This window comes from Roseivirga sp. AWQ4_251 (assembly GCF_056158225.1).
In genome coordinates this window covers 1,635,251-1,661,297 of sequence record NZ_JBSWSW010000001.1, presented here as the reverse complement: position 1 = coordinate 1,661,297, position 26,047 = coordinate 1,635,251, and the positions used below count along the sequence as shown (strand labels likewise).

Annotated in this window: 18 protein-coding genes, 1 pseudogene and 1 riboswitch; of the genes and pseudogenes, 9 read left to right on the top strand and 10 right to left on the bottom strand. The window is 38.7% G+C overall.

Annotation, left to right across the window (positions count from 1 at the left end; all coding sequences use genetic code 11):
• Positions 1–6 precede the first annotated feature (6 nt).
• Together ACXACJ_RS07365 and ACXACJ_RS07360 are read right to left on the bottom strand one after the other, a co-directional pair.
• Positions 7–2,376 (bottom strand): ABC transporter permease, encoded by a 2,370-nt coding sequence (locus ACXACJ_RS07365; protein WP_475133702.1) that lies wholly within the window; start codon positions 2,374–2,376, stop codon positions 7–9.
• A gap of 220 nt (positions 2,377–2,596) precedes the next feature.
• Complete coding sequence (locus ACXACJ_RS07360; RefSeq protein ID WP_475133701.1) at positions 2,597–4,993, bottom strand: ABC transporter permease; 2,397 nt, start codon at positions 4,991–4,993, stop codon at positions 2,597–2,599.
• A 264-nt stretch (positions 4,994–5,257) separates the two neighbouring features.
• Between ACXACJ_RS07360 and ACXACJ_RS07355 the strand changes: the two genes are divergently transcribed.
• Complete coding sequence (locus tag ACXACJ_RS07355) at positions 5,258–6,634, top strand: sigma-54-dependent transcriptional regulator (protein WP_475133700.1); 1,377 nt, start codon at positions 5,258–5,260, stop codon at positions 6,632–6,634.
• A complete protein-coding gene (locus ACXACJ_RS07350; protein ID WP_475133699.1) occupies positions 6,624–7,967 on the top strand; it encodes a sensor histidine kinase in 1,344 nt (447 codons plus the stop codon). Before ACXACJ_RS07355 ends, ACXACJ_RS07350 begins: the two co-directional genes overlap by 11 nt.
• A gap of 183 nt (positions 7,968–8,150) precedes the next feature.
• On the opposite strand, the gene ACXACJ_RS07345 is transcribed toward ACXACJ_RS07350, so the two are convergent.
• Complete coding sequence (locus ACXACJ_RS07345; protein ID WP_475133698.1) at positions 8,151–9,995, bottom strand: S41 family peptidase; 1,845 nt, start codon at positions 9,993–9,995, stop codon at positions 8,151–8,153.
• A 153-nt stretch (positions 9,996–10,148) separates the two neighbouring features.
• On the opposite strand from ACXACJ_RS07345, the gene ACXACJ_RS07340 reads away from it, so the two are divergent.
• The 6 genes from ACXACJ_RS07340 (at position 10,149) to ACXACJ_RS07315 (ending at position 15,267) form a co-directional block, all read left to right on the top strand.
• Positions 10,149–11,153, top strand: coding sequence for a sensor histidine kinase (locus ACXACJ_RS07340; protein WP_475133697.1), 1,005 nt, complete (start codon positions 10,149–10,151; stop codon positions 11,151–11,153).
• A gap of 11 nt (positions 11,154–11,164) precedes the next feature.
• Positions 11,165–11,860, top strand: coding sequence for a LytR/AlgR family response regulator transcription factor (locus ACXACJ_RS07335; protein WP_475133696.1), 696 nt, complete (start codon positions 11,165–11,167; stop codon positions 11,858–11,860).
• 258 nt (positions 11,861–12,118) lie between these two features.
• Entirely contained in the window at positions 12,119–12,835 is a 717-nt protein-coding gene (locus tag ACXACJ_RS07330) for a dioxygenase family protein (RefSeq protein ID WP_475133695.1), read from the top strand.
• On the top strand, positions 12,832–13,512 hold the full coding sequence (locus tag ACXACJ_RS07325; RefSeq protein WP_475133694.1) for a pirin family protein: 681 nt from the start codon (positions 12,832–12,834) through the stop codon (positions 13,510–13,512). Before ACXACJ_RS07330 ends, ACXACJ_RS07325 begins: the two co-directional genes overlap by 4 nt.
• 10 nt (positions 13,513–13,522) lie before the next feature.
• Positions 13,523–14,578: a sensor histidine kinase gene (locus ACXACJ_RS07320; protein ID WP_475133693.1), complete on the top strand. Its 1,056-nt coding sequence runs from the start codon at positions 13,523–13,525 to the stop codon at positions 14,576–14,578.
• On the top strand, positions 14,575–15,267 hold the full coding sequence (locus ACXACJ_RS07315; protein ID WP_475133692.1) for a LytR/AlgR family response regulator transcription factor: 693 nt from the start codon (positions 14,575–14,577) through the stop codon (positions 15,265–15,267). The genes ACXACJ_RS07320 and ACXACJ_RS07315 overlap by 4 nt, the downstream gene beginning before the upstream one ends.
• Positions 15,268–15,328: 61 nt before the next feature.
• Here ACXACJ_RS07315 and metF read toward each other — a convergent pair.
• From metF to ACXACJ_RS07285, 6 genes and pseudogenes are all read right to left on the bottom strand, one after another.
• Positions 15,329–16,282: pseudogene (gene metF, locus ACXACJ_RS07310) on the bottom strand (methylenetetrahydrofolate reductase [NAD(P)H]).
• 35 nt (positions 16,283–16,317) lie between these two features.
• Positions 16,318–19,464 carry a vitamin B12 dependent-methionine synthase activation domain-containing protein gene (locus ACXACJ_RS07305; RefSeq protein ID WP_475133691.1) on the bottom strand — a complete coding sequence of 1,049 codons (3,147 nt, stop codon included), beginning with the start codon at positions 19,462–19,464 and terminating at the stop codon, positions 16,318–16,320.
• 51 nt (positions 19,465–19,515) lie between these two features.
• A complete protein-coding gene (locus ACXACJ_RS07300) occupies positions 19,516–20,535 on the bottom strand; it encodes a homocysteine S-methyltransferase family protein (RefSeq protein ID WP_475133690.1) in 1,020 nt (339 codons plus the stop codon).
• 45 nt (positions 20,536–20,580) lie between these two features.
• Positions 20,581–20,685: riboswitch (SAM riboswitch) on the bottom strand.
• A gap of 78 nt (positions 20,686–20,763) precedes the next feature.
• A complete protein-coding gene (locus ACXACJ_RS07295) occupies positions 20,764–21,447 on the bottom strand; it encodes a hypothetical protein (RefSeq protein WP_475133689.1) in 684 nt (227 codons plus the stop codon).
• 2 nt (positions 21,448–21,449) lie between these two features.
• Positions 21,450–22,199, bottom strand: a complete 750-nt coding sequence (locus ACXACJ_RS07290) for an LVIVD repeat-containing protein (RefSeq protein WP_475133688.1) — start codon at positions 22,197–22,199, stop codon at positions 21,450–21,452.
• Positions 22,199–22,747, bottom strand: coding sequence for an LVIVD repeat-containing protein (locus tag ACXACJ_RS07285; protein WP_475133687.1), 549 nt, complete (start codon positions 22,745–22,747; stop codon positions 22,199–22,201). The genes ACXACJ_RS07290 and ACXACJ_RS07285 overlap by 1 nt, the downstream gene beginning before the upstream one ends.
• A 180-nt stretch (positions 22,748–22,927) precedes the next feature.
• Between ACXACJ_RS07285 and ACXACJ_RS07280 the strand changes: the two genes are divergently transcribed.
• Positions 22,928–23,833: a Ppx/GppA phosphatase family protein gene (locus ACXACJ_RS07280; protein WP_475133686.1), complete on the top strand. Its 906-nt coding sequence runs from the start codon at positions 22,928–22,930 to the stop codon at positions 23,831–23,833.
• On the opposite strand, the gene ppk1 is transcribed toward ACXACJ_RS07280, so the two are convergent.
• Positions 23,834–25,960, bottom strand: a complete 2,127-nt coding sequence (ppk1, locus tag ACXACJ_RS07275; protein ID WP_475133685.1) for a polyphosphate kinase 1 — start codon at positions 25,958–25,960, stop codon at positions 23,834–23,836.
• Positions 25,961–26,047 lie beyond the last annotated feature (87 nt).

The window sequence follows — 26,047 nt, the reverse complement described above, 5'->3', positions numbered from 1 at the left end:
TTTAATTTATTCTGACCTTAAAGATTCTGTTGGATTTTTGTGTGCCGAACTGATGGATTGATAAATGGTAGTGAGCCAAGCAAAAGCGACCACCAAAAGAACCGGCAATGCGAAAAGCCACCAGCTTAAATCTATTCTGAAAGCGAAACCGCTAATCCATTTATCCATCAGGTAGTACACCAAAGGAATCGCCATTACTGTACTGATAAGAATCATTCGGCTGATTCCGCTGTTCATAAGCCAAACCAAATGCGTGGTGGAGGCTCCTAATACTTTTCTGATGCTGAATTCTTTTAGACGCTGCTCTGCCAAGAAAAGCGTTAGACCAAACAAACCGAGCAAGGCAATGAAAATGGCAATACTACTGAAACTCGTAAAAATGCTTGCCAAACGCTGTTCCTGAGTATATTCTTTAGCGAAATCTTGATCTAGGAAAGTGTATTCAAAAGGATAAAGCGTTGCGAATTTTTCGTAGGTGCTTTGAATAAAAGCGATTGTTTCATCCAAATCAGCGGCTTTAACTTTAATATAAGCTTGTTCGCTCTTTTCAGGTTTATAGAGAAAAGCAGCAGGAAGCACTTCGTTTTTAGCAGAGAAGAAAACAAAATCTTCCACTACGCCTCCCAAGTTGGCTAAACCAATATTTTCCTTAGATACTTGCTTGCCGAGTTTATCTTCAATTTTCCAACCTCCTACATCAACCAAAGCTTGGTTTACAATCAAAAAGTTGTTTTCATCCTTACCTAATTCTGGATCAAATAATCTTCCTGCGACCTTCTTAATATTGAATTTCTGGAAGAAGTCATCGTCAACTGGGAAAATTGAAACTGGAGTACTTTCATCACTTCCATCAATTTCGATATAGAACTGGGCCGTGCCTCCGAAAGCCTGAGGTCCCGCGCCTGTTGCCCATTCTATGGAAGGATTGGCGCTCAATTCATTTTTAAACAGATTGTATGATTTTTTAACACCTTCATCATCCAAAGGCACTCTGATTACCTGATCTCTATCCAAACCTAAATCCAGCTTTTTAAGGTGCTGAAATTGATTGAAAATCACATTGGTAGAAATGAACAAGCCAATACAAATAAAGAACTGAACCACTACAAGCACATTCCTGAAAACAAGTCCGGATTTTCCTTTAGTGGCTTTTCCTGAAAGAATTTGGCTAGCTGAAAAACGACTTAAGAAAATAGCAGGATATAAACCTGAAAATAAGCCCAATACAACCACAGCAGCCAAGGCCATTACATAAGTAAATGGGTTCTGATAATTGATGAAAATGGAAAACTCAGCAAAACTGTTGAAAGAAGGAAGTAGAAGCTCAGTAACACAAATAGAAAGCACTACCGCGATAAAGGAAATGACAATCGATTCTATGAAAAACTGTGTGATAATCTGGCTTCTATATCCACCCACAGTCTTTCTGATACCTACTTCTTTTGCTCTTTTTAAATACCTAGCTGTTGAAAGGTTGGTATAATTGATACAAGCAATGAGTAGAATCAGAATGCCTACCAATAAGTAAAGTTGAATGAACTGCCTGTCGCCATGCTTTTTGAAAAACGGGAAAAGCTTACTGAAGTATACTTCGCTAACTGGTTCCAATTTAAGCTCATAATGCGTGTCATAAGGAAGAAGCGCTTTGTTTGATTTTTCTGTAATTTCTGATGGATCTGTACCGTCTTCCAGCAAAACATAGGTAGGAAAACCAGACATACGATTCCAATTTTTATACTGTCCATCCTCTCCATAGGCTACATCAGCCGCATCTATGGGTAAAATGAATTTGAAATCCATATGAGTTTCTTGCCCCAAATCATCTAATACTCCGATGATTTTATAATCTCCATAGCCACTGAGTTTTACAGTTTGATTTAAAGCATCTTCTGCCGACCCGAACAATCTCACCGCTTCTGATTTAACCAGCACGAGTTCATTAACGGTTTGCTTATCTAAAGGCTTGGCTTGAGCCAAAACTCTGAAATTGAAAACATCAAACAGACTTGGGTCAGCCAGATGAATTTTAGGCAATTTGAATTTTCTGTTGTTAGCTTCAATCACGATGTCTCCATCCTGCCCAAAGCGAACTGTATTTTTGATTTCAGGCACTTCATTTTCAAGCATTTCACCTAAAGGAAATTGATTGAATGGCGAAAAATTCGCAGGCTTTCCTTCTTCCGTTCTACCCGCCAGCACCCGATAAATATTCTGAGAATCATTGTGTAAGGAATCACGATCGAACTGCTCCTTCACATAAAGCCCGAGAATGATAAAACAGGTTAAACCAACCGTTAAGCCAAAAACATTTAGAGCTGTATAAAGCCTGTTTTTAGAAAAATATCGCAGAGCAACTCTTATAAAGGATGATAGCATATTGTTGTTTCAAATTGTAGTCAGTAGTTGGATATATGATGAATTGAAGTCTCTGTTTGTTGATGTTAAAAGTCAATTACAGCGAACAATTCTTGGATTGCTATTCAAACTCAATACCATAATTAATTCATTGAATATCAGGTAATTAATATGTAATTAAGCCAAATCTCAGTCCGTAAGCGAACTTTACCGTCCGACAGCGGACGGCTCTCATTCTCGTTTAAGAATCCCTTAAAATATCCGATGGATTCACTTTGGCTACTTTCAAGGAATACCAAGCGGAAGATAATATGGTGGATGTGATCATAATAACTCCAGCAATAAGGAATAGCCACCATGGCTGATTGGTTCGAGCAGCAAACTGAGAAAACCACGAGTTTACGACCAGCATTACCACAGGTATGGCTACCAGAAATGAAATCAGCATTAAAATCACGAAAATCCTATTTTGAAGCCCAAAGAGCTGATAAACTCCTGCACCCAAAATCTTACGAATACTTATTTCCTTGAGCCTTTCCCTTCCATAGAAAATGGACATTGCAAATACTCCGGCAAAAGCGATAACACAAACTCCAATTCCTAAAATGCTGGTCATTGCCATCATTTTTAATTCTGAAGAATACAGCCTTTCATGCTCATCTTCCAGATTTCTCAATACAAATGGCTCCATCGGTTCTTCTCCCCACCACATATCTTGAAGCTTCAGAATCAAGGCACTGACATTGGTATTCTCACCGTACCTGATGGAAAAATGAGCCCTTCCATTACTAAAGGCTAAAGGTCTGAAGAGCATCGCAGGGATTTCTTCACGCACGGAGCTAAAGTTCACATCGGCCACGGCTCCTTCCTGAACAATGTAACCTGGTTTTCCAGGCCCATAAAATTCCGAAATGCGCTTGCCACTGGCTTCATTTTCAAGCTTATTCAATGCTACTGAATTCAATAAACCTACCTTACTATCTGTACAGAAGAGAGATAAAATTTCGCTATCAAATGAATTTGAGATATTATAAAAGTCAAGAAAATGACAATCTATCCCCACTTTCAAAAGCTTGATGCGTTCACTTCTCTCATCGAGCTCTGCACTTTCTAAATCACGCAAACCAATAACCTTCATAGGATGATTATCAGACAGAGCGATATCTTCAATCTCAGGCATGGCCATTAGCCGATCCTTAAAGGTTTGAATTTTCGTTTCATCGCCTCCTTGAAACCAGTTGGAACGTAATACTAAGGTGTTTTGAAAATCATATCCTGGGTCTTTATCCAGCATAAATTTCAATTGGCGATTCATAAAAAGCATGGTCGAAATCAAACCAAAAGCGATAAGGAACTGAAAAGACAACAATGCCTTTCTAATGAAGGAATGTGATTTATTACCACCTTTAAAAGCACTGAAAAGGTTAGAAATCTTGAAGTTTGAAATGATGAAAGAAGGATAAATTCCTGCTACAATTCCGATGAGGCACGTAAACGCAAAGAGTGATAAAAACAGCTCAAGACCAAATGTTGAAGTGCCCAGTTCGCGCTGAACAAATTGGCTATAAACTGGCATTAAAGATTCTATAAGAACCAAAGCCAATACAAAAGAAAAAAGACTCAACACAAGCGACTGACCAAGCGAATTTCTTATCAGTTGAGATCTATTGGCGCCAATCACTTTTTGAATAGCAATCTCCTTGCTTCTACCCAAAGCAATAGCCAATGAAATATTTCCAAAATTGGCCATAGCCACAGCTAAAAGACAGATTGAAATAACCGCCAACCAAACAACCAATTGCTTATCCATCTTTGAGCGGTAACTCAAATTTGTAACTCCTTCACTGAAATGATACTCTTCAAGCGGATATAAAGCCAGTTGATTAGCTCCATTGAACATTTCGTTTTGGTTAAGCGATTTGGTCAATTCTGCATTGACTTTTTCAACATCCGTCCCTGGAACTAAAGCAGTGAACACTTCGAACATGATGTAACCAGAACTCTCAAAAATCTCCTTGTAATCTTCATAAGACTTCAAGGTTTCCATCGAAACAATAAACCGAGGCTTAAGCGAAGCATTGGAAGCAAAATTTTTAAATACACCGATGACCTCTAATTCCTTGTCTTCAATCAATATTTTCTGGCCAATTGGGTCATCATTTTTAAAGAACTTTTCTTGAACCGATTCATTAATAATGACTGTTCCAGGCACATCGAACATACCCAAGTTCCCTTGAATAGCTTCAACATCAAACATATCAAGAAACCCATTTTCTACATACCAAAAATCTGTTTCTGCATAGGCCTGTTGCCAATTGTTCTTCACTCGAACTAGGCTGCTCAGGTAAGGATTGTTGTAAGTTCTTACCACAGATTGCATAGCAGGGAATTTTGCCTGATAATTCGCGGCTTGTTTGAAAGAGTGATTATCTCTATCCTGACTAGGATCAGCCCCCTTCAATACTAATCGATGAATGTTTTCACTGTTAGAAAATGATTGGTCGAAGGTATATTCATGAATAAGGTAAACCGATGTGAGAAATAAAAAGCACAGCGCTATCGATAGGCCCAGGACGTTCGTCCACGTGTAGATAAAATTCTTCTTAAGGCTTCTAAAAATAATCCGGAAGTAGAGCATAGTTAGCAGATTTTAATCAAGAGCTTGACAAACACAATACCATATTTAAAACACTGAATACCAATAATATAATCTAAAAACTCTTAATACTTCAGTCCGTGTCCGCACTTTACCGTCCGCTGGCGGACGGCTACATTTGTGTATATTGAGGACTGTAGATTGATTTGTGAGGAATTTGAAAAGTTTATACCAAAACCCCAAAATGGAATTTTATTCGAGAAAGCAATTGGGGAAGCGCATGAGGTAAAGCCAGAATAAGCAAGTATGAAAACAGGAAGAATACTTATTATAGACGACAACGAAGACCTGCTTAAAGCAGCCAGAATATTTCTGAAACGACATTTTGCCCAAATTGACTTAGAAAAGGATCCAACGTTGATTCCTGATTTGCTTAAAAATGAATCGTATGATGTCATTTTACTGGATATGAACTTTACGCAAGATGTAAATTCCGGACAGGAAGGTTTCCATTGGTTAGATAAAATTCTGGAAATTGACTTATCAGCTGTAGTTGTGCTTATTACCGCCTTTGGTTCGGTGGATATGGCAGTTCAGGCCATAAAAGCAGGGGCTTCTGATTTCGTTATGAAGCCTTGGGAAAACGAAAAGTTGTTAGCTACACTCCTTTCTGCTATCAAGCTTAAATCTTCTAACGAAGAACTTAAGTTAATGCGCGATCGACAGGCTACTTTAACTCAAGACCTTGACCATAAATTCAAAGACATCATTGGGCAGAGTCCTTCCATGATTCAAGTTTTTGACACCATTGATCGCGTAGCAGGCACCGATGCCAATGTTTTAGTTTTGGGTGAAAATGGAACAGGTAAAGAACTGATAGCCAGAGCTATTCACCGAAACTCAAAACGAGCAGACAAACCCTTTATCAGTGTAGATTTAGGAGCTATTTCTGAAAATCTCTTCGAAAGCGAACTCTTCGGGCATGTGCGCGGCTCATTCACGGATGCGAAAACGGACAGAGCCGGACGCTTTGAAATCGCGAATGGAGGTACGCTTTTTTTAGACGAAATCGGAAATCTTTCTCTTCCCCTTCAAGCCAAGCTCTTAACGGCCATCCAAAATCGCAGAATTAGCCGAGTGGGCTCTAATAAAACTATTGACGTTGATATCAGGCTGATTTGCGCCACGAATATGCCCTTGTACGAAATGGTTCAAAAAGCTGAATTTAGGCAAGATTTACTCTATCGAATTAACACCATTGAACTGCACTTGCCAGCTCTCAGAGAGCGCCTGGATGATATTCCTCTTCTCGCTGATCACTATTTGAAAGACTACGCTAAAAAATACAACAAGGACATTTACAAGTTCAGTGACGCCACACTAAAACGACTTGAAAAATATACCTGGCCGGGCAATGTTCGTGAACTTCAGCATGCGGTAGAACGAGCCGTAATTATAAGTCGGGATAATATTCTTCAACCGGAAGACTTCTTCTTTAATAATTCTCAACAGGCTAAGGATAAGGACGATATAAATTTGGAACAGTTTAATCTAGAAGATGTTGAACGTATTCTGATTCGTAAAGTGCTTTCAAAACACAACGGGAATATTACACATGCCGCGCAAGAATTGGGTTTAACGCGTTCCTCCTTATACCGAAGACTAGAAAAATATGGGCTTTAATCGCTTTAGGCTTTATGTATTACTGCGTGTGGTGCTGTTGTTCATCACAGTGGCCACTTTTGTGTACCTTATTTTCTTTGATGAAAAATATGTAACAACCGTAGTTACAGGTTTTTTGATCGTCTTTGAGGTTTTCGAACTTTTCAATTACATCGAAAGCACGAACAAGAAACTCAGACGCTTTTTCGATGCTATAAAATACAACGACTTCAATATGAGTTTTACCCACGACAATAAGCTGGGCAAAACCTTCAAGGAGTTGAATATGGCGTTTAAAGATGTAATAGACGCCATTTTAGACGAGCGAAAAAAGAGCGAACAATCGTTTCAGCAATTGCGCGTGGTGATCGATAATATCGGAACTGGGATTATTGCCATTGACGAACTGGGCGATATTAAAATGGTGAATCGAGCCGCACTTCAGCTTTTGCATGTTGAAAGTTTAAGGTCTATCAATGATCTGAGAGTCAAACTTCCCGCCCTTTTCCCGATTATCAATGACTTGAACAATACCAACCGAGCCATTTATAAGAATGAGAAAAATCAGGAACTGGCCATTGTAGAAACTAAGTACAAATTGGGAGGCGATCGATATCGACTGATTGCTATGCAAGACATTCGAGCTGAATTACAGGCCAAAGAATTAGAAGCTTGGCAAAACCTGACCAAAGTACTTCGCCACGAAATCATGAATTCAATTGCACCAATTTCGTCTCTCACTTCTACCCTCAAGGAAGTTATCGCAGAGGATGTGCAGCGCAAACCAAACGCCAATGTAATTGCCGATGATAGTCTGGAAGATTTGGAAGAAGGCCTTCGTACCATTTCCGGCCGATCCGAAGGACTTATCAATTTTATCAATGCCTATCGGGATTATACCAATTTACCGGAGCCCAATTTGCAAAACCGTGATGTAAATCGTGTGGTAGAAAATGCTGTGTCTTTAATGAAAAATGAATTTACCCAAGATCAGCTTCAGTTGAGCATTGAAAAACGTGAAATCATTTTACCGTTGGACGAACAATTGATTGAACAGGTTTTGATCAATCTGATTAAAAACGCCAAAGAAGCTATTGAAAACCAAGAAAACGCCAAAGTAGAAATTAAGATAGAACACAGAATAGGGCAAACCAAAGTATCAGTAATAGACAATGGGCAAGGCATAACTGAAGAAGCCAAAGAGAAGATTTTTATGCCTTTCTATTCTACAAAAAAACGAGGTTCAGGCATTGGTCTTAGTCTTTCCAAACAGATCATGCAGCTCCATGGCGGAGATTTAAGCGTAGAAAGTGAAATTGGCAAAGGTGCCTGTTTTGTTTTGAGTTTTAATTAACACTGATTATCGTAAACTTGAAATTCATTAAATGCCATTTTTGAAATCGTGGAAGAGAAAATCAAACTGATTTGTAACACGTTACGATCAAATAATTGATTCGAATTAGGCATTATTTCAGACATTCCGACCATCGGGAGAAATCTTCTACATAAAGAAGGACCAAGCCAAACTCCAAAAGCTTTAAAATTTCTGTTTCAAATTATTAATAATCTGAATCAACTTAACCAACTGATAGTCAACACCTTTTATAACTTGAACTTCATCAACATGGATAGTGACATCTGGTAAGGTTCCATAGGCATCTAGGGTTTGACCGTTTCTTTGGTAGGACAACATAGTGGAAGTCTTCACACGAATTTTAGAGTTCTTTAAGTAACGTATTACAGAATTTCCACTGGAGCCATCAGTTGTTTCTCCCACTATTTTCACATTGGACAAGCCTTTAAAAGCACTAACAAATACAGTAGCCGCACTAAAACTTTGTTCATTGGCCAGTATATAAACAGGCTGTTCGTAGGAGTTTTTCCCCTTGTGGAGAACCATATAAAAAGGACTGCTGAATTTAGAAGTATCAAAGGAATTTTTGGGTTCAAAATTCGAATTGAAAGCATCAATCGCTTGCCTATCTGCATCCGTGAATTTCTCAGAAGAGTAAGTGTACAAATACCTCCCACTCATTGATTCTTCATCTGCATTCAAAGGTTTCTCAGTTCTTAGGTAAGCTATATTAGCCACCCAAGGCGATTGTTCAGGTTGAACAATAAACTCGGCAAAAGTCTGAAGAAGCTCCCTCCCTCCTCCGGGGTTATTTCTTACGTCAACTATCAATGCCTTTGTGTCGGAAAACTCACGAAATGTATCCTTTACAAAAGCCTCTAGCCCTTCTATCTCATCATAATGATACATTGCGGGAAGACTGATATAGCCAATATTATCATCCAAAATCTTGCGTAAAGCTTTCAAATCACCTTCGTCAACTTCCTTTTGATTCTGCTGATTTACCTTTTCCAATAGTGACTGATAAACCTGATTTTCAGAAGTCAATTTGAAAGTTACTGTCTTCTGTTCTGTATCATTTTTAAAAATGGCAGTAATGCTATCCGGACAATCCAAATTATTGCTGAACATCAACTTTCCGTAGTGCTGAATTGCGTCTAAACCACGAGACATCTTAGCGGCCCGAGGAGCCTTTTTATCTCTATAATTGAGGTGAATCAAGGTATCGACAGACATTCCATTGATGCTTTTTAAATAAGGAAAATCAGGAAACAAATAGCTGTATTGACCTTCCTCTGAACCCTTTTGAAGTGCCACAACCTTTCCGTTTATTGGTGCCAAGCCAAATGGAAGTTTCAATTGATAGGCTCTTTGTTGGGGCATGTTAAGCGCTTCATTTTTGACAGAAGAATGCCTATCTCCTATTTCTACCATAATTTTTGCCATCTCGTGAGCAAGTCTATCGATTTCAACATTTTCGTTTCTTTCCAAAATGGATGCGGATAAGGTTTGAATCGCTGTTGAATAATCGAAATTTGAAAGCTGACTGTAAGAGGAAACTGACTTTAGTATTTCTTCAAATTGCCTTAAATCTTCGACAGCTTTTACGGGGCTTATACTTTGAGGAAACTTATTGAAAGCTTGATCTTGATTGTATTTAAGCACTTTTTGTCTGTTTTCGAAGCTAAATGTGCCCACATGACTTTTTGATATTCCATTCTGAGATAATAGTAAATCAACCTTAATCTCGGGTTGATATCCCATGCCTAAAAGAACTTCAACCAAATCTTCTGAGAAGCGCTTTTTCCACTTTTCGCCAAACTCATTTTTACAATAAGAAAGAATTTCTTGTTTGCTCAAATGACTCAACTTCTCTAGATGATACCAGTCGTTTTCAAACTGAACAATAGGTTCTTCGTCTTCCCATTTCACCGCAGTAAAAGGTGACGCTTTCTCTAGCGTTAAGGATTGTGAAAGTGAAATGATTGGAATTAGGGTCAGAAACAGAAATGTAAAATAGAGCCTCATTTTCAATATTTATGATGAACAATGCTCGAACGTATTCCTAATTGAGCTTCGAAAAAAATGAGATAGATCAACCCAAGTTAGAAATCGACAAACCACCATTTTCTATCGATTTGGCCAAATACCATTTTCATATCTTTGCTCAAAATCAATCCATTGCAATTATCTGAAAGAACTTTACAAACGATAAAAACCAGCTTCAACCTGATCCAAATCTCATTTGTTTTGTTTCAATTGATCCAAAGAGCACAGGTTTCCATCCCAAACGACTGGCTTTTCTTTTGGACAAGTGAGGCTATGGAGAACTTCGTATTTGCCATATCGGCTTATGCGGTTTACTACAACTTCCTTAGGTTTGAGGGTATTTGGAAGAAGATTGGGCTCGTAATTTTACTTGCAATTCCGCTTGCCTTGCTAGCAGCTTTAAAGGATTTCAGAATTCACAATGAGGTTATCTTCAATCAGTCCTTCGAATATTTTTCAAGTTTTTTGGGGCAGGCACTTCTTTTCTATGCACTAATATATTTCTTCAATCAATTGGAGTTTTTCCTCAATTACAGAAACCTTGAAAAGGAGCTAAAACAAGCGAAAGCACAATTGCTGCAAAACCAGCTTCACCCCCATTTCTTGTACAATGCATTTAATTCGCTTTATGGTTTATCGCTGAAAAATCATCCCGAGACATCGGAATATATTCTGAAGCTTTCAAGCATGATGCGTTATTTGACAGATGAATCGCACCTAAATAAAGTCACGCTTTCCAAAGAGTTAGACTTTATTCAAAAGTACATCGATGTGGAGAAAATGAGGTTTGGAAAGCAAACGTCAATCGAATTGAACATTTCAAATCAAGTAGATCAGAGGAAATTAATTGCTCCGTTTCTATTGATTACCTTGGTAGAAAATGCTTTCAAACATGGTTTTTACACCAATTCTGGTGATGCTTTTGTGAAAATAGCCTTAACCATGAAAGGGAATGAATTGCTGTTTGTTGTAGAAAATAGAATTTTGACTAAACAGCACTTTCAATCAACCCGAGAAGGAAAAGGGTTGGAGAATCTCAAACAACGGCTGAAGTTATCCCACCCAAAAACTTCGAATTTATCGATTTCAAAAGCAAATAATATCTATTCCGCACAGCTCAAAATCACATTAAACTAAACCCCGAAAAGTTGTTTAAAACCATAATAATTGATGATGAACCGATAGCCATTGATGTGATCCAACATCATTTGGGAAGGTTTTCAAATTTTGAAATCGTTAAAACTTTTACTTCTTCCGTAGAGGCTTTCAATTACTTAAAGCAATCCACAGAAATAGACCTTGTTTTTACAGACATTGCGATGCCAGAAATCTCGGGAATAGAGCTTGTAAAGCTTCTTAAAGGCAGAGCACTGTTTATTATGACAACATCGTACAGCGAATACGCAGTGGAAAGTTTTGATTTGGAAGTAATGGATTATCTGTTGAAACCCATCTCTTTTGAGCGCTTTACAAAAGCCATATATAGGTTTGAAACTACAGCCCAAAACGGTGTCCAAACTCAGCAAGAACCTTCTTTCTTCATTAAAGAAGGAGATGAGTACATCAAAATTTTAGTCAAGGATATTGATTATATCGAGGGGCTAAAAGATTACGCCAAAATTGTAACGGGCAACCAATATGTGCTGGCCCTGAAAACATTAAAGTCGATTGAAGAGATTTTGGAACCTTATCAATTTATAAGAATTCACAAATCCTTTATCGTACCACTGACCAAAATAAGTCAGTATAACGGACGAAGTGTTCTGATCAACAACACCGAAATCCCTGTTGGCAGCAGCTACCGTGAAGCTCTAAAGGCGTATTTGAACAGTCAGAAGCTTTAATCTCTAACACTTCAACCTGCTTTACTGATCCTTTGTATTTTTATCTTTTATTGAAAGAATGTTTACGCGCCATGTTTTTCCATGAACGAATTATGGTACATAAAGAAACCTTTCACCCTTCCTAAAAGAAGTTAAAAGTGCTCATGATTTCGCATTGATATTCATTCATCGCGAAAATCGTCTCGTTTATCGCATATCTTGATTCGCTGGGGGTGTAAAGTTGTCTGTAGAGTATATAGGCTCAAAAACAGCGAAAAAATGGAAAGAAAAGAGTTTTTAAAGCGATTAGGAATGGGCAGCATGGTTTTACCATTGCTCATGAGTTGTTCTTCAAGTGATGATTCACCTGCTTCTACTGACGGAACCAGCGAAGACACTGCAGCTTCTTGTACTTCAACAGCTTCTGAAACGGCTGGCCCCTTCCCTACTAAGAATCCATCATCATTAGAGCGTATTGATATTACGGCTGATCGAACTGGTATTCCTTTGGCCATTGAGATTACCATTTTAGATCAAAGCAGTGGTTGTTTACCTCTGGAAGATGCAATAGTTGACATTTGGCATTGCGACAAAGATGGATATTATTCTGAATATGGCGGCACGGGAATGCAGCAGCAGGATTTCACGACAGTTCACTTCTTGCGTGGCCGCCAAACCACTAATGCCAATGGCAAGGTAGCCTTCCAAAGTATTTTCCCAGGTTGGTATATGGGACGCGCCACACACATTCATGTGCACGTTTACAGCAAAAGTGGACAGTCTTTATTGGTCACACAAATTGCTTTTCCTGAAGGCAGCGCTAGTGCGGTGAATCAAGTTAACGCAGCGTCAAATTATGGCTACACCAAGGGAATGAGCGGATACACCTACAACAGCAGAGACAACGTATTTTCCGATGGTGTTTCTACTGAAATGTCTAACATTTCGGGAAGTATTGAAGAAGGATTTTCACTAACTCATTCAATCGTTGTATGATGGAATTAGCCACAAAAATCCACTTGTCGTCTCAGCGCAAACGGATTGAAAACACAGAGTTTAGACAACAATTCACCTTACAGCCAGAAACTTTTAAACTGCCTCCAACAAATCTCAATTTGCTGAATGAGACTACCCTAAAAGCCAATACTGAATTACATGAAGTTGCTCCATTCGACATGCTTTTGGTAATTATTCCTTTAGTGGGCAATTTAAAGTTTAAGAATGCTAAGAGACAAGAAATTGCCGTAGGAGAAGTGTTCATAGAATTCATTCAAAGTGGGGACAACTACTCTATTTTGAACCCATACCAGCATGAATTAATCAGTTTTCTTCAGATTGGTGTGAGGCATGATTTCCCTGTGCCAACCAGAAAGCAAGAGCCTAACTTAAATTTTGAGCGAAATAAATTGATTTCGCTCATTGAAACCCAATATTTCGCTCAACTTCAAATCGGGAAATTTACAGGAAGAAAGCATGGAAAATACATTCCCAAAAAACATAAATCAGACGTATTTGTGTATGTCATAGATGGAGCTTTTGAAGTTCAGGAATGTCTGCTACAGCCTCACGATGGTTTATCTATCTCTAAAGTGGAATCTGTTGAATTTGAGGCGCTTTCACAAGAAGGCATAATTTTGATTCTAGAATCGGGAAAGCAAAGTTTCCGTTCGTAATTTGGTGAGAATGAATTTGAAAGCGAAGGGAAATAATGTCATTTGGCATATCGTAGGTTGCTTATGCTTCCTGAGTTTGCCCGTTTTTATTTCCCCCCATCCACCCAATCAACAAAACTTTTTACTGACAGGGCCAGCAATTAGGGATTTCATTGCTAATCTGTTTATGATTGGCTTTTTCTACCTCAACTTCTATTATCTGATCCCCAAATTCTATCTCACAAAAAAGTATCTCCCCTATGCTTTCTGTGTCGTTGTTTCTTTGGCAGTAATTCTATTGCTGCCTTCATTTCTTTCAGGATATGTGCCATGGAGAGAAGATATTCGCCCTCCTGCGTTTTTCCGGCCACGAAGATTTGAGCGAGAACCTACCATTACAAACTATTTAACCATGGTAAGCCATGTGTTGCTGTTGTTCGTCAGTGTGGTTCTTTTTTCAATATTACTGAAGGTACAAGAACAGCTTTTAAAGGCCGAAAAAGAGAAATATGTTTCGGAATTGAATTCACTCAAAAACCAGATCAATCCCCATTTTCTATTCAATACTCTGAATAGTATTTACGCCTTCGCCATACGGGAAAAATCTACCTTGGCGGCTTCTAGCTTAATGAAACTTTCGGGATTAATGCGCTATGTGGTTACAGAAACTACCAGTCAATTTGTGCTTTTGGAGAAAGAAATTAGTTACGTGAAGGATTATGTCTCGCTTCAGCAAATGAGACTTGACAACAAAGTTGAACTGCATTTTCAAGTTGAAGAAACACCAACTGGGCTTAAAATCGCACCTTTGCTTCTCATTCCTTTTATCGAAAATGCCTTCAAGCATGGGGTAAATCCGGATGAAAATTCTTCAATACAAATTCAGATCAAAACCATAGATAATGAACTTCTGCTTTTTGTGAAAAACAACAAAGTAAATGTGAATTTAGAAGATCACGAAAAGAGCGGAAAGGGAATTTCCAATGCTAAGTCAAGGCTTGAATTAATGTATCCTGAAGCGCATTCTCTTTCAATTTCAGAAACCGAAATGAACTTCACTGTTACTCTAAAAATCAATTTGAAATGATAAGAGCCATTGCCATAGATGACGAGCCTTTGGCTTTGGAAATCATAGAAGCCTTCTGCGAACCTATTGAAGGTTTACAATTGGTCCGAAAGTTTACCAAAACCTCCGAAGCCAGAACTTATCTGGAAATGCATTCTGTTGATTTACTGCTTCTCGACATTCATATGCCTGCAATTTCCGGCATTGAGTTTTACAAGCATTTGAAAGCTGAAACTCCTGTAATTTTCACTACTGCCCATAGCGAATATGCTATTGAAGGCTTTAACTTAAGCGCAATCGACTATTTGTTAAAGCCTTATGATTTTGAAAGGTTCAGTTTGGCCATGTCTAAAGCCAAGGATTATCTAGAATACTTAAAACGAAAGCAATCAAAAGCTGAAAAGGACATCTACATTAAAGCAGATTACAGCGTTATCAAGGTTTCTGCTGAAAATATTTTAATGATTGAAGGGCTGGCAGACTATCTCAAAATTCATTTAAAAGAAGGAAAACCTATTGTAGCTAGAATGACATTGAAGTCCATATTAGAAATTCTACCAACAGATTTTATCCGGGTTCATAGATCGTTCATCGTTTCAATAAAGCAGATTGACGCAGTTCGGAACAAGACTATTCAGGTCAAAAATCACCAAATCCCAATCGGGGCTACATACAAAAACGACTTCGATAAGGCATTTCAGGCCAAATAAAAAGCCCTTCAAAAATCAGCCATGTGATATTTGAAGGGCTTCTGTTAAGCTTGATTCAAGATTAGAAAAGGTTTTCAGCAATTCTTCTTATGACTTGAGAGCGGCTCATGGTATAATAGTGCAAACAAGGCACATTGGCGGCCATCAATTCTTTTGATTGCTGAATACACCATTCAATACCAACTTCTTTTACTTGCTGATTGGTTGTGCATTTGTCAAGTTCATCTACCAAATCTTCAGGTAAATCCACATGAAATACGCTCGGAAGAATATTGACATGGTTCAATGTAGTTATAGGTTTAAGGCCTGGAATAATCGGCACATTGATTCCGTTTTCTCTACAACTTTCCACAAACTCGAAATACTTTTGATTGTCAAAAAACATTTAAGTCACTACGTATTCTGCGCCCATGTCAATCTTTTGCTTCAGATATTTCATGTCGCTTTTCATGTTAGGAGCTTCAAAGTGCTTTTCAGGATAGCCCGCTACTCCAATAGAAAAGTTAGTTTTGGCCATTTCAACTTCTTCGTGTTGGTATTTACCCTTGTTCAAATCCAACACCTGTTGCATCAAGTCAGTAGCATAAGCGTGCCCGTTCGGATCTGGAACAAATCTACCTTCAGACTTAATTGCATCGCCTCTTAGCACCAATACATTATCTATTCCTAAAAAGTCCAGATCGATCAGTGCGTTTTCGGTTTCTTCCTTGCTAAAGCCACCGCAAATAATATGAGGCACCGCATCGACACCATATTTGTTCATTATAGCCGCACAAATCCCAACCGTACCAGGGCGCTTTCTGGTGGTTACTTTTTCTAAAAGGCCATTTTCACGCTTTTTATAAATGTATTCTTCCCTATGATAGGTAACATCGATAAAAGGAGGATTGAACTCCATCAACGGATCAATGGCTTCAAAAATGCCATTTACGTTTTCTCCTTTTCTTGGTGGAAGAATTTCAAAACTAAACAAGGTTTTACCCTTAGCGCGCTTTATATGTTGGCTTACTTTCATTGTTTCGCAATCAGTAATTATTTAAAAATTATGGGTTAAACTCCGTAAGAAAGGTTTGGAGCCAACCATTTTTCTGCTTCTTCAACTGACATGCCCTTTCGTTTGGCATAGTCTTCTACCTGATCTTTTTCTATTTTACCCAAGCCAAAATATTTAGCTTCTTCATGCATAAAATAGAAACCAGAAACAGAAGAAGCTGGGTACATGGCATAGGATTCTGTTAAGCTGATACCTGTATGCTTTTCGGCTTCCAGCAAATCAAAAAGAAGTTTCTTTTCGGTATGATCAGGACAAGCAGGATAACCAGGTGCAGGACGAATTCCCTGATAATCCTCTTTAATCAAAGCTTCATTATCGAGGTTTTCATCTTTAGCGTACCCCCAAAGTTCCCTTCTTACCTTAGCATGCATAGCTTCGGCAAAAGCTTCGGCTAGCCTATCGGCTACAGCTTTAATCATGATCGAATTATAGTCGTCATGATCCTTCTCATACTTTTCGATCAAAGGTTCGATACCAATACCCGCAGTTACAGCAAAACCACCAATATAGTCCGCCTTGCCCGATTCTTTAGGAGCTACAAAGTCTGCCAAAGAAAGATTTGGTAACCCGGAGCCCTTTTTCCCTTGTTGCCTTAAACTGTGGAAAACCGTTTTGATTTCAGTACGGTTGTCATCGGTATAAACCTCAATATCATCTCCTACACTGTTCGCAGGATATAAACCAACAACCGCATTCGCATAAAGCAAATCATTGGCTATTACCTCATCGAGCATCTGCTGTGCATCATCAAAAAGCTTTTTGGCCTCCGTTCCGATTACTTCGTTTTCGAAGATTTTAGGATATTTCCCTTTCAGCATCCATGTCTGGAAGAAAGGTGTCCAATCGATGTATTTTCGGATTTCATTTAGATCGAAATCTTTGAAAACTTGATTTCCGATGAGAGTTGGCCTTACAAATTCTTTATTTGCCCAGTCAACTTTGAGCTTATTCTGCAAGGCATTTTGATAAGAGATGTAATTCTTGATCTGCTTGCGATTCGCATGGTCTTCGCGCAGCTTTGCGTATTCAGTTTTAACTGATGCATGGTATTCTGATTTGCGTTCTAGGCTAATAAGCTCACCAGCCACAGGAACACTTTTGGAAGCATCCAAAACATGAACTACAGAGCCAGAATACACTGGATCGACTTTTACGGCAGTATGAATTCGAGAAGTTGTAGCGCCACCAATCATCAATGGAGTTTTCATGCCTCTTCTTTCCATTTCTTTGGCTACATGCACCATTTCATCGAGTGATGGAGTAATAAGTCCACTTAGGCCGATTACATCTACCCTTTCTTCAATGGCTTTTTCCAGTATTTTTTCAGCTGGCACCATAACTCCCATATCAATGATTTCGAAGTTATTACAAGCCAAAACCACTCCCACGATGTTCTTTCCAATATCGTGAACATCACCTTTTACAGTAGCCAGAAGTACCTTTCGGGTTTGATCGAGCCCCCTCTCGGTCTCCCCCAAAGTGGGAGATGTTTCTGAAGCAACTTTATCTAGCTTAGTTCTAATTTTCACCAAAGACTGCTCTAAATCAGAAACAATGTCTCTGTTTGAAAGCCTCATTAGCAGATATCCTTGAGACGTCAGCCATTCTTCCCTAAAAGAGTCATTTTCTTTTACTTCAGGTAGTTGATGAATCGACCCGTCAATTTCAATGATTAACTTATGTTCTAAGCAAATAAAATCGGCAATATATTGACCAACAATATGTTGTCTTCTGAACTTATAACCTCCGAGTTGCTTATTTCTTAAATTTGCCCATAGAATCCTTTCGGCTTCAGTCTCATTAGTTCTGAGTTCCTTTACAAATTCTTTAAGCTTTGCATACGTTACTGGGTCGGCAGTTTGAAAGGCAGGCGTATCACCTTCCCCTTTGGGGAAGGCCGGGTTGGGGCTATTTTTTGCTCTTCTTTTCTCTTCCTCTAAATAAGGCAGCAAGTAAGCAACCGCCTTTTTCATTACCCTTGCACTTTTCACTACTTGTGGTAAGAACATTTTGCCAGAGCCAAACAAATCTCCAACTACGTTCATACCGTCCATTAAAGGGCCTTCAATAACCTTTAATGGACGAATATATTTCTGCCTTGCTTCTTCTGTATCTTCATCAATAAATTCAACAATACCTTTAACTAGGGCGTGTTCTAAGCGTTTCTCAACAGATTCTTGACGCCAAGCATCATCTTTTACAATTTTCTTTCCATCGCCTTTTACGGTTTCGGCAAAATCGAGTAAACGTTCAGTAGCGTCTGATCTTCTGTTCAAAAGCACATCCTCTACTCTTTCCAATAAATCCTTAGGAATGTCGTCATAAACCTCCAGCATAGTTGGGTTTACAATTCCCATATCCATCCCATTTTGTATGGCATGAAAAAGAAAAGCAGAATGCATAGCTTCTCTTACCGGGTTATTTCCTCTGAAGGAAAATGAAACGTTACTCACACCTCCGCTGACATGAGCACCTGGAAGGTTTTCTCTAATCCATTTTGTAGCCCTAAAGAAATCCAGAGCATTGTTGTTATGTTCTTCAATTCCCGTGGCCACGGGAAAAATATTGGGATCGAAAATGATATCGTTTTTTGGGAATTTCACCACATCGATCAGAATACGATACGAGCGTTCACAAATCTCGAGTCTTCTTTCATATGAATCGGCCTGACCGGCTTCATCAAAAGCCATAACGATTACCGCTGCGCCATAACGCTTAACTTTTTTAGCGTGGTCTATAAATGCCTTCTCTCCTTCTTTTAAAGAAATTGAGTTTACAACGCTTTTACCCTGAACGCACTTCAAACCTGCTTCAATAATTTCCCATTTTGAAAAGTCAATCATGATGGGAATTCTGGCAATGTCTGGTTCCGCGGCAATAAGATTCAGGAACTTCACCATGGCTTCTTTGCCATCGAGCATTCCTTCATCCATATTGACATCTAGAATCTGCGCACCTCCTTCAACCTGATCACGAGCAACTTCCAAGGCTTCATCGTATTTTTCTTCCTTGATCAACCGTGCAAAACGTTTAGAACCAGTAACATTGGTTCTTTCTCCCACATTCACAAAATTGGATTCAGGGGTTACGATCAGCGGTTCAAGACCTGAAAGTTGAAGGGTTGTTTTATTCTTTATACTCATTAATTGTTTCAAATTTTGGCTTCAAAGCTTTAATCAAAAATCAGCTTTGAATTAATCTTCGTCTGCTATCAACTCGGTTTGTGGTAATTTACGCGGAGTATGTTTAGCGGCCACTTCAGCAATAGCCCTGATGTGGTCTGGAGAAGTTCCGCAACAACCTCCCACAATGTTCAAAAAGTTGTTAGAAAGAAAATCTTCGATTTGAACAGCCATTTCTTCTGGGCTTTGATCATACTCACCAAATTCATTAGGCAAACCTGCATTTGGGTGGGCACTGGTGTAGAAATCAGCCTTATCGGACAAAGTTTCTAAATATGGTCTGAGTTGAGAAGCTCCTAAAGCACAATTTAAACCTATAGAAAGCAAAGGCATATGCGAAACAGAAATCAAAAAGGCTTGAGTGGTTTGGCCTGAAAGTGTTCTTCCACTCGCATCGGTTATGGTTCCCGACACCATGATAGGCCATTCTTTGCCCTTTTCTTCTGCAACTTCTTCAATAGCAAAAAGAGCGGCTTTGGCATTGAGTGTATCAAAAACAGTTTCAACCAACAGAACATCGGCACCACCATCCGTTAAGGCAATCACTTGCTCCTTATAGGCTTGCACAAGATCATCGAAAGTAACCGCTCTGAAACCAGGATCATTCACATCGGGCGATAAAGAAGCCGTTCTGTTGGTTGGCCCAATAGAACCCGCTACAAATCGAGGTTTATGAGGTTCTTTAGCCGTGATTTCATCCGCAACTTCACGCGCAATTTTTGCCGATTCATAATTGATATCATAAACAGCATCTTCCAGATGATAATCAGCTTGAGCAATCGTAGTGCCGCTGAAAGTATTGGTTTCAATAATATCAGCGCCAGCTTCCAAGTAAAGCCTGTGAATTTCCTTGATAATATCTGGACGTGTGATGGAAAGAAGATCGTTATTTCCTTTTAAAGGATGCGGATGATCCTTAAATCTCTCTCCACGAAAATCATCTTCAGTAAGTGTATGTCTTTGAATCATGGTACCCATAGCACCATCCAAAACCAAAATTCTTTCTTTGAGTATCTCCCTAATATCAGCCATATTGCAAAACGTTTAGACTTATCAGGAAATGTGGGAGGAGTTTCGAACTCATCTGCCCCCAAAACGGTTTTGGGGCTAGGAATTAGCACCAGCTTTTACAGGTTGCTAAGATTTCATCGGGCCTAGTCCCTCCATCTTTCTTGATAAGTATGCAAAGAAAGTGATATTTCAGCTAAATACACGCTTGATTCTTCAATATTTCGCATGCTTCAAAGGGCCAGGAAAAATTTACTTAATGAAATAAGCAAGTCGAAAAGCTAAATCAGCATTGGTTCTCCATTCAAAGGCTTGATCTCTGTAACTGAATCCATCTTGACTTGTGATTACTCCTTTAGGCATTCCAGTTGGAGTTATGGTCCATCTTTCGTAAGCCATAGCTACATCCACTTCTAAAGAAAGTTTGGTTGTCAAATAACCCATATAGCCGACCCTTAACCTTCCTCCTTTTCTGCTTTCTTTCAAAGAAAATTTGGATTCTTGGTAATAAGAACAACCTGCAAAACCGCAACTGACTTCAAAAACTCGAGTTCTATCATAGTTAACAGCGGTTAAGTAAGGTTCTACCGCCAAAAACCAACGGTTATAAGGATCCCAGGTCTTTTTATAAAACCTGATCTGAGAAGCCAGTTTTACACCTCTTTTGTTTTCGAAGAAGTTATCTTGATTATAGGTTTGATCATTCAAAATGATTCCAACACTATGTTGAAGTGTAGTTAACGAATCAACTTGATGTTCAAAAGCTCCCATAAAGGAAGAAAACCTTGAAAAAAACTGACTGGGCACAACCTTAATCGCCATTTTATGAATAGGCTCATTCTTCTCCGGTTTTTCCCCCTTGATTCTATAAAATTGCGCTGATGCCTGATAAAAGCTGATCAAGCAAAAAATGAGAATGACAAAAAAATTCCTCATGCTTATTCGGTTATCTCTCCAATTACAGAAAGCTGACCTTGAATATCGTAAGTGGCGTTATAAATTCCGTCAGAAGTAACCACAATCATATAATCCGACTTCAAGATGATATCATAAGGAAGCCCGTTTCCGATTTGGCTATGGCTCATCATTACAGGTCGAGTTGGGTTTGAAATGTTGTAAGAAGTAATTCCACGACTTTCGCACACAAATAGAAAATCATTGTTGATGGCCAAACCGTAAGGTTCTTCAACACCAGCAGAATTCAACAATTTAGGATTTGTTAAATCGCTAATATCAATGGCTTCCAGTAAGTTTTGCCCTGAAACAATGCCTCTACAATTTGTGCTTCTAATCGTTGTATACGCTATATTATTTCTAGCGACAACGGGATCGCATGCGGTTACATGAGCATAAGAAGAAACATATTTTGGCGTATCGCCATTGCTCAAATCCAAGAAATAAACACTGTTGTTGCTTCCTAAAAAGAGATAATTTTCATACAAATACACGGTTTCCAATAAGCTTGGCAATTGTATGGACGATGTATATTTCATGTTCGTCTTATCTGAAATATTGTAGGTCACAATCTTATCGTTCGCTAAAACATAAAGATTGTCTCCTGCAATCAAAAATGAAGCAAGCGAACCACCTTGGCTTGTTCCACCACCAACACCAATCGGATTTACATCTCCGTCTGAAGCGCATGCTACTAACGCGAGAATTAAAAATAAACTCAATAGCTTTCTCATCAATAATAACATTTAGGGCTTTCTAAAACTGTATAATCCCAACCTACTACCTTGCCTTTGGTATCATCTACACATTCAAAATATACCCCTCTTTCAGGAGGAAGCGCGTTGTAACCATTTTGAGCAAATAGGCCTTCTTCCCTATCAATCACATGAATGTTATCGATGTTGGAAATATCTATAGAAACCAGATCCGAATACTGATTGATGTAAAGCACCTTATTTCTAATGGCCATATCAATGGCTCCTTCTACTTTTAAAAAGCCCAATTTTGTAGGACTAGTAGGATCAGAATTATCTATTACATGAATGCCCAAAAACCGATCGTTTAGAAAAATCAAATCGCCCAAGGTGTAAATTTTTCCAGAAGTGGTTATGGCTTTGGGTGATTGCCATTCAATAGTGAGATCCGTTGTTGTAGAATAAATGGGTTTGTAACCCTCTACATTTCCTTCAGGAAAATCTACATTATCGCCAAAAGTCCAGCAAGAACTTAAGCTCAGTAGCATTCCTAAGCACAAGAATGATAGGATAGATTGATGTTTCATTGGTTTTATAAAAAATGAAAGATAACTAGGAGAATATAACAGCGCAACAACGTTGCATTAATTTAAAGTTACAATTCTACCAATACCTTATCAGACACCTGATTTGTAAAATTCGTTGCAAAGAATTATTGGGCTTTAGAAAACTTAAAAGCACTATTCTTTGTAATTTATCAGGGATTTATGAGCAGTATTAAATTAGCCGCTATTGACATTGGCTCAAATGCCATTCGCTTTCAGGTAACTCACGTTTTAACTTATCAGGGAGAACATACTTTCAAAAAAATAGAGTATCTGCGTTTCCCCTTACGTTTGGGGCAAGACGTATTCAAATTCAAGAAAATAGGTCCTGAGAAAGAAGAAAAGTTCATGCGGCTCATGCATGCTTATAAAATTCTTATCGATTTATACGAAGTAGACGCATATTACGCTTGCGCCACTTCGGCCATGCGCGAAGCAGAAAACGGCCATAAACTTGCGGAGAAAGTCAAGCAACTTCACGATCTAAAAATCAGAATCATTAGTGGAGAGCAAGAGGCGGAATTGATCAACCGCGTGGTGTTAAATAAGCTTGATGAACACAATTTTATTCACATAGATGTGGGCGGAGGAAGTACGGAGTTGAATTTGATTTCTAAAGGAGAAAAAATAGCTTCTAAATCCTTCAAAATTGGTTCGGTTCGAAGTATAGAACAAATGGAATCGGCAAGCATACTTTCCGAAATTGATGAATGGATTCAGAAAAATGTGCATAAAAAATTTACGGGCTTAACCGCGATTGGCACTGGCGGAAACATCAACAAAATCTATGAACTGGCCCATAAAAGAAAGAATGATAGGCTTTTGAACCTTAAAGAAGTTCTTGATATACAAGCTTATTTATCGGGGCTTTCACTTGAAGAGAAAATCCATAAACTTCAGTTGAATGAAGATCGAGCGGATGTAATTGTTCCGGCTTCACACATTTATGTTCATGTAATGCAAGCCGCAAAATGCAGAAGAATAAAAGTGCCTGATGTTGGCCTTAAAGACGGCATTATGCACATGCTTTATGAAAAACATGTGGCTGGTCAGAGCTCTGCCTTTTAATTAGTCGAAAAGCTTAGCCTGTTCAACTTCTTCGCGAGTTACTTTGAAGAACTTACTATGTACATCAAAGTGCTCATTTCCAAACGTTTCACGAATGCTATATGAGCCATCTTCGTTCATGTTGTAAGCGTTCACATTATCCTTTAAATCGTAATCCAACAAGTTGATACATTGCTTTTTACAGAAGTCATCTTGAAATAAGAAAAGCGATTCTATTCTTCTATCGAAGCTGCGAACCATAACATCCGCACTACCTCCGTATACTTTTGGCTCACCATTATTGTGGAAATAATAAAGGCGACTATGCTCCAAATATTCACCCACAATGGATATAACTTCAATATTCTTGCTTAAACCTTTTCTTCCTGGCCTTAGGCAACAGATACCGCGTACAATCAATTTGATCTTCACGCCAGCTTGCGAGGCTTTATAAAGTTCTTCAATAATCTCTTTGTCTTGAAGAGAGTTGATTTTGATTACAATACCGCTTTTCAAGCCATTTTCAGCATTTTGCTTTTCTTCATTGATCAGATCGATCAACTGCTGACGCATGTCACCAGGAGCCGTAATCAAGTATTGGTATTCATTGGGAAGTGAATGGCCTGTAATTACATTAAAGAACTCAGAAATATCTTCTGCATAAACCTTATTGGTGCTCAGTAAACCCAAATCGGTATACAATCGTGCAGTGCTCTCATTATAGTTTCCGCTAGACATATGTACGTAGCGCGTTACACCACTTTTTTCTCTACGCACGATAAGCAGTAACTTTGTGTGCGTCTTCACACTACTAATGCCATAAACCACATAGCAACCTGCTTTTCTCAGCTTATCAGCTTCGCGAAGGTTATTTTCTTCATCGAATCTCGCCTTTACTTCAAAAAGAACGGAAACATGCTTTCCATTTTCAGCAGCTTTTAACAATGCAGCAGTAATTCTACTGTTTTTGGCCAATCTGTAAATCGTCAGTTTGATAGCCAAAACTTTTGGGTCTTCTGCCGATTTTTCGATCAATTCCAACAGCGGCTCAATACTGTTATAAGGATGATGCAGTAAAACATCTCTTTCTTTCAGAATATCGAAGATGCTCATGTCTTCAGTGTCTTCAGGATAAGAAAGCGGTTTAACTGGGGCTTTAGAAATAGGAAGCAGATGGTTCAGCTCTTCGTGGTTGATGATTTGCCACAACCCAGTATAATCGATCAGAGATTCTTTTGGCACATAAAAGATATTCTCTTCTCCTATCTCCCAACGATCCTTCAGCATTTTAAAAGTGGAACGGTTGGCACCTTGTTGAGCTTCTATTCTTACTACCCTACCTGTTTTTCTGGTTTTGAGCTTTTTCTTTATTTCTTCAATAAAACCAGTTTCAATATCCTCGCTTTCTTCTAGAGTGAAATCACCATTTCGGGTAACCCGAAATAAATCGCAGGACATGATTTCAATGTTCCTGAACAGTTTTTGAATATACTCTCTGATGATTTCCTCAATCGGAATAAACACCAATTGATCGCCACGATCGATTTCGTAAAAGCGAGGTAAATTTTGAGGAATTTGAACAAAACTGTATTTGCGATTGGCTCGTTTGGTGTCACCTGGAAATCGCGTAACTACAGCGAAAATCAGGTTTTTATTCATCAGAATTGGAAAAGTATGCAGACTATCGAAAACCATGGGTGTGAGCATGGGATAGATAATGCGCTTAAAGTATTTCTTAATTTCTTCACGCTCGCTTTGTCTTAGATTGATCAAATCCTTTTCAATGGTAAAACCATCGGCAGAAAACTGAGGAGCGAGCTTCTGAATGAAAAGCTCATTCTGCATGCTTACAAAATTCTGAGAATCATCAAAAAGCAGGTTTTTGAAGGCAACTTCGCGAAGTCCAGAGTAGTCGAAACGTTCTTTGCCATAGTCGATATAGTTGTATAAGCTACCGACTCTGATCATAAAGAATTCATCGAGATTAGAAGCCGTAATTGCCAGAAATTTAAGGCGTTCCAAAATGGTTCTATCTAAATGTCTAGCCTGATCTAAAACGCGATCGTTAAACTTTAGCCAGCTTAGGTCGCGGCTAATCAGTTCACTTTTTTCAATTCTTGATGCTGTTCTTGACGATAGTCCTGACATTTCTAATTTCTCTCCTTAAATTTTTTGGCCAATAAAAAAGGGTTCAGCTAAAATAGGAACCCTTTTTTACTATGATGTTAAGCTGGT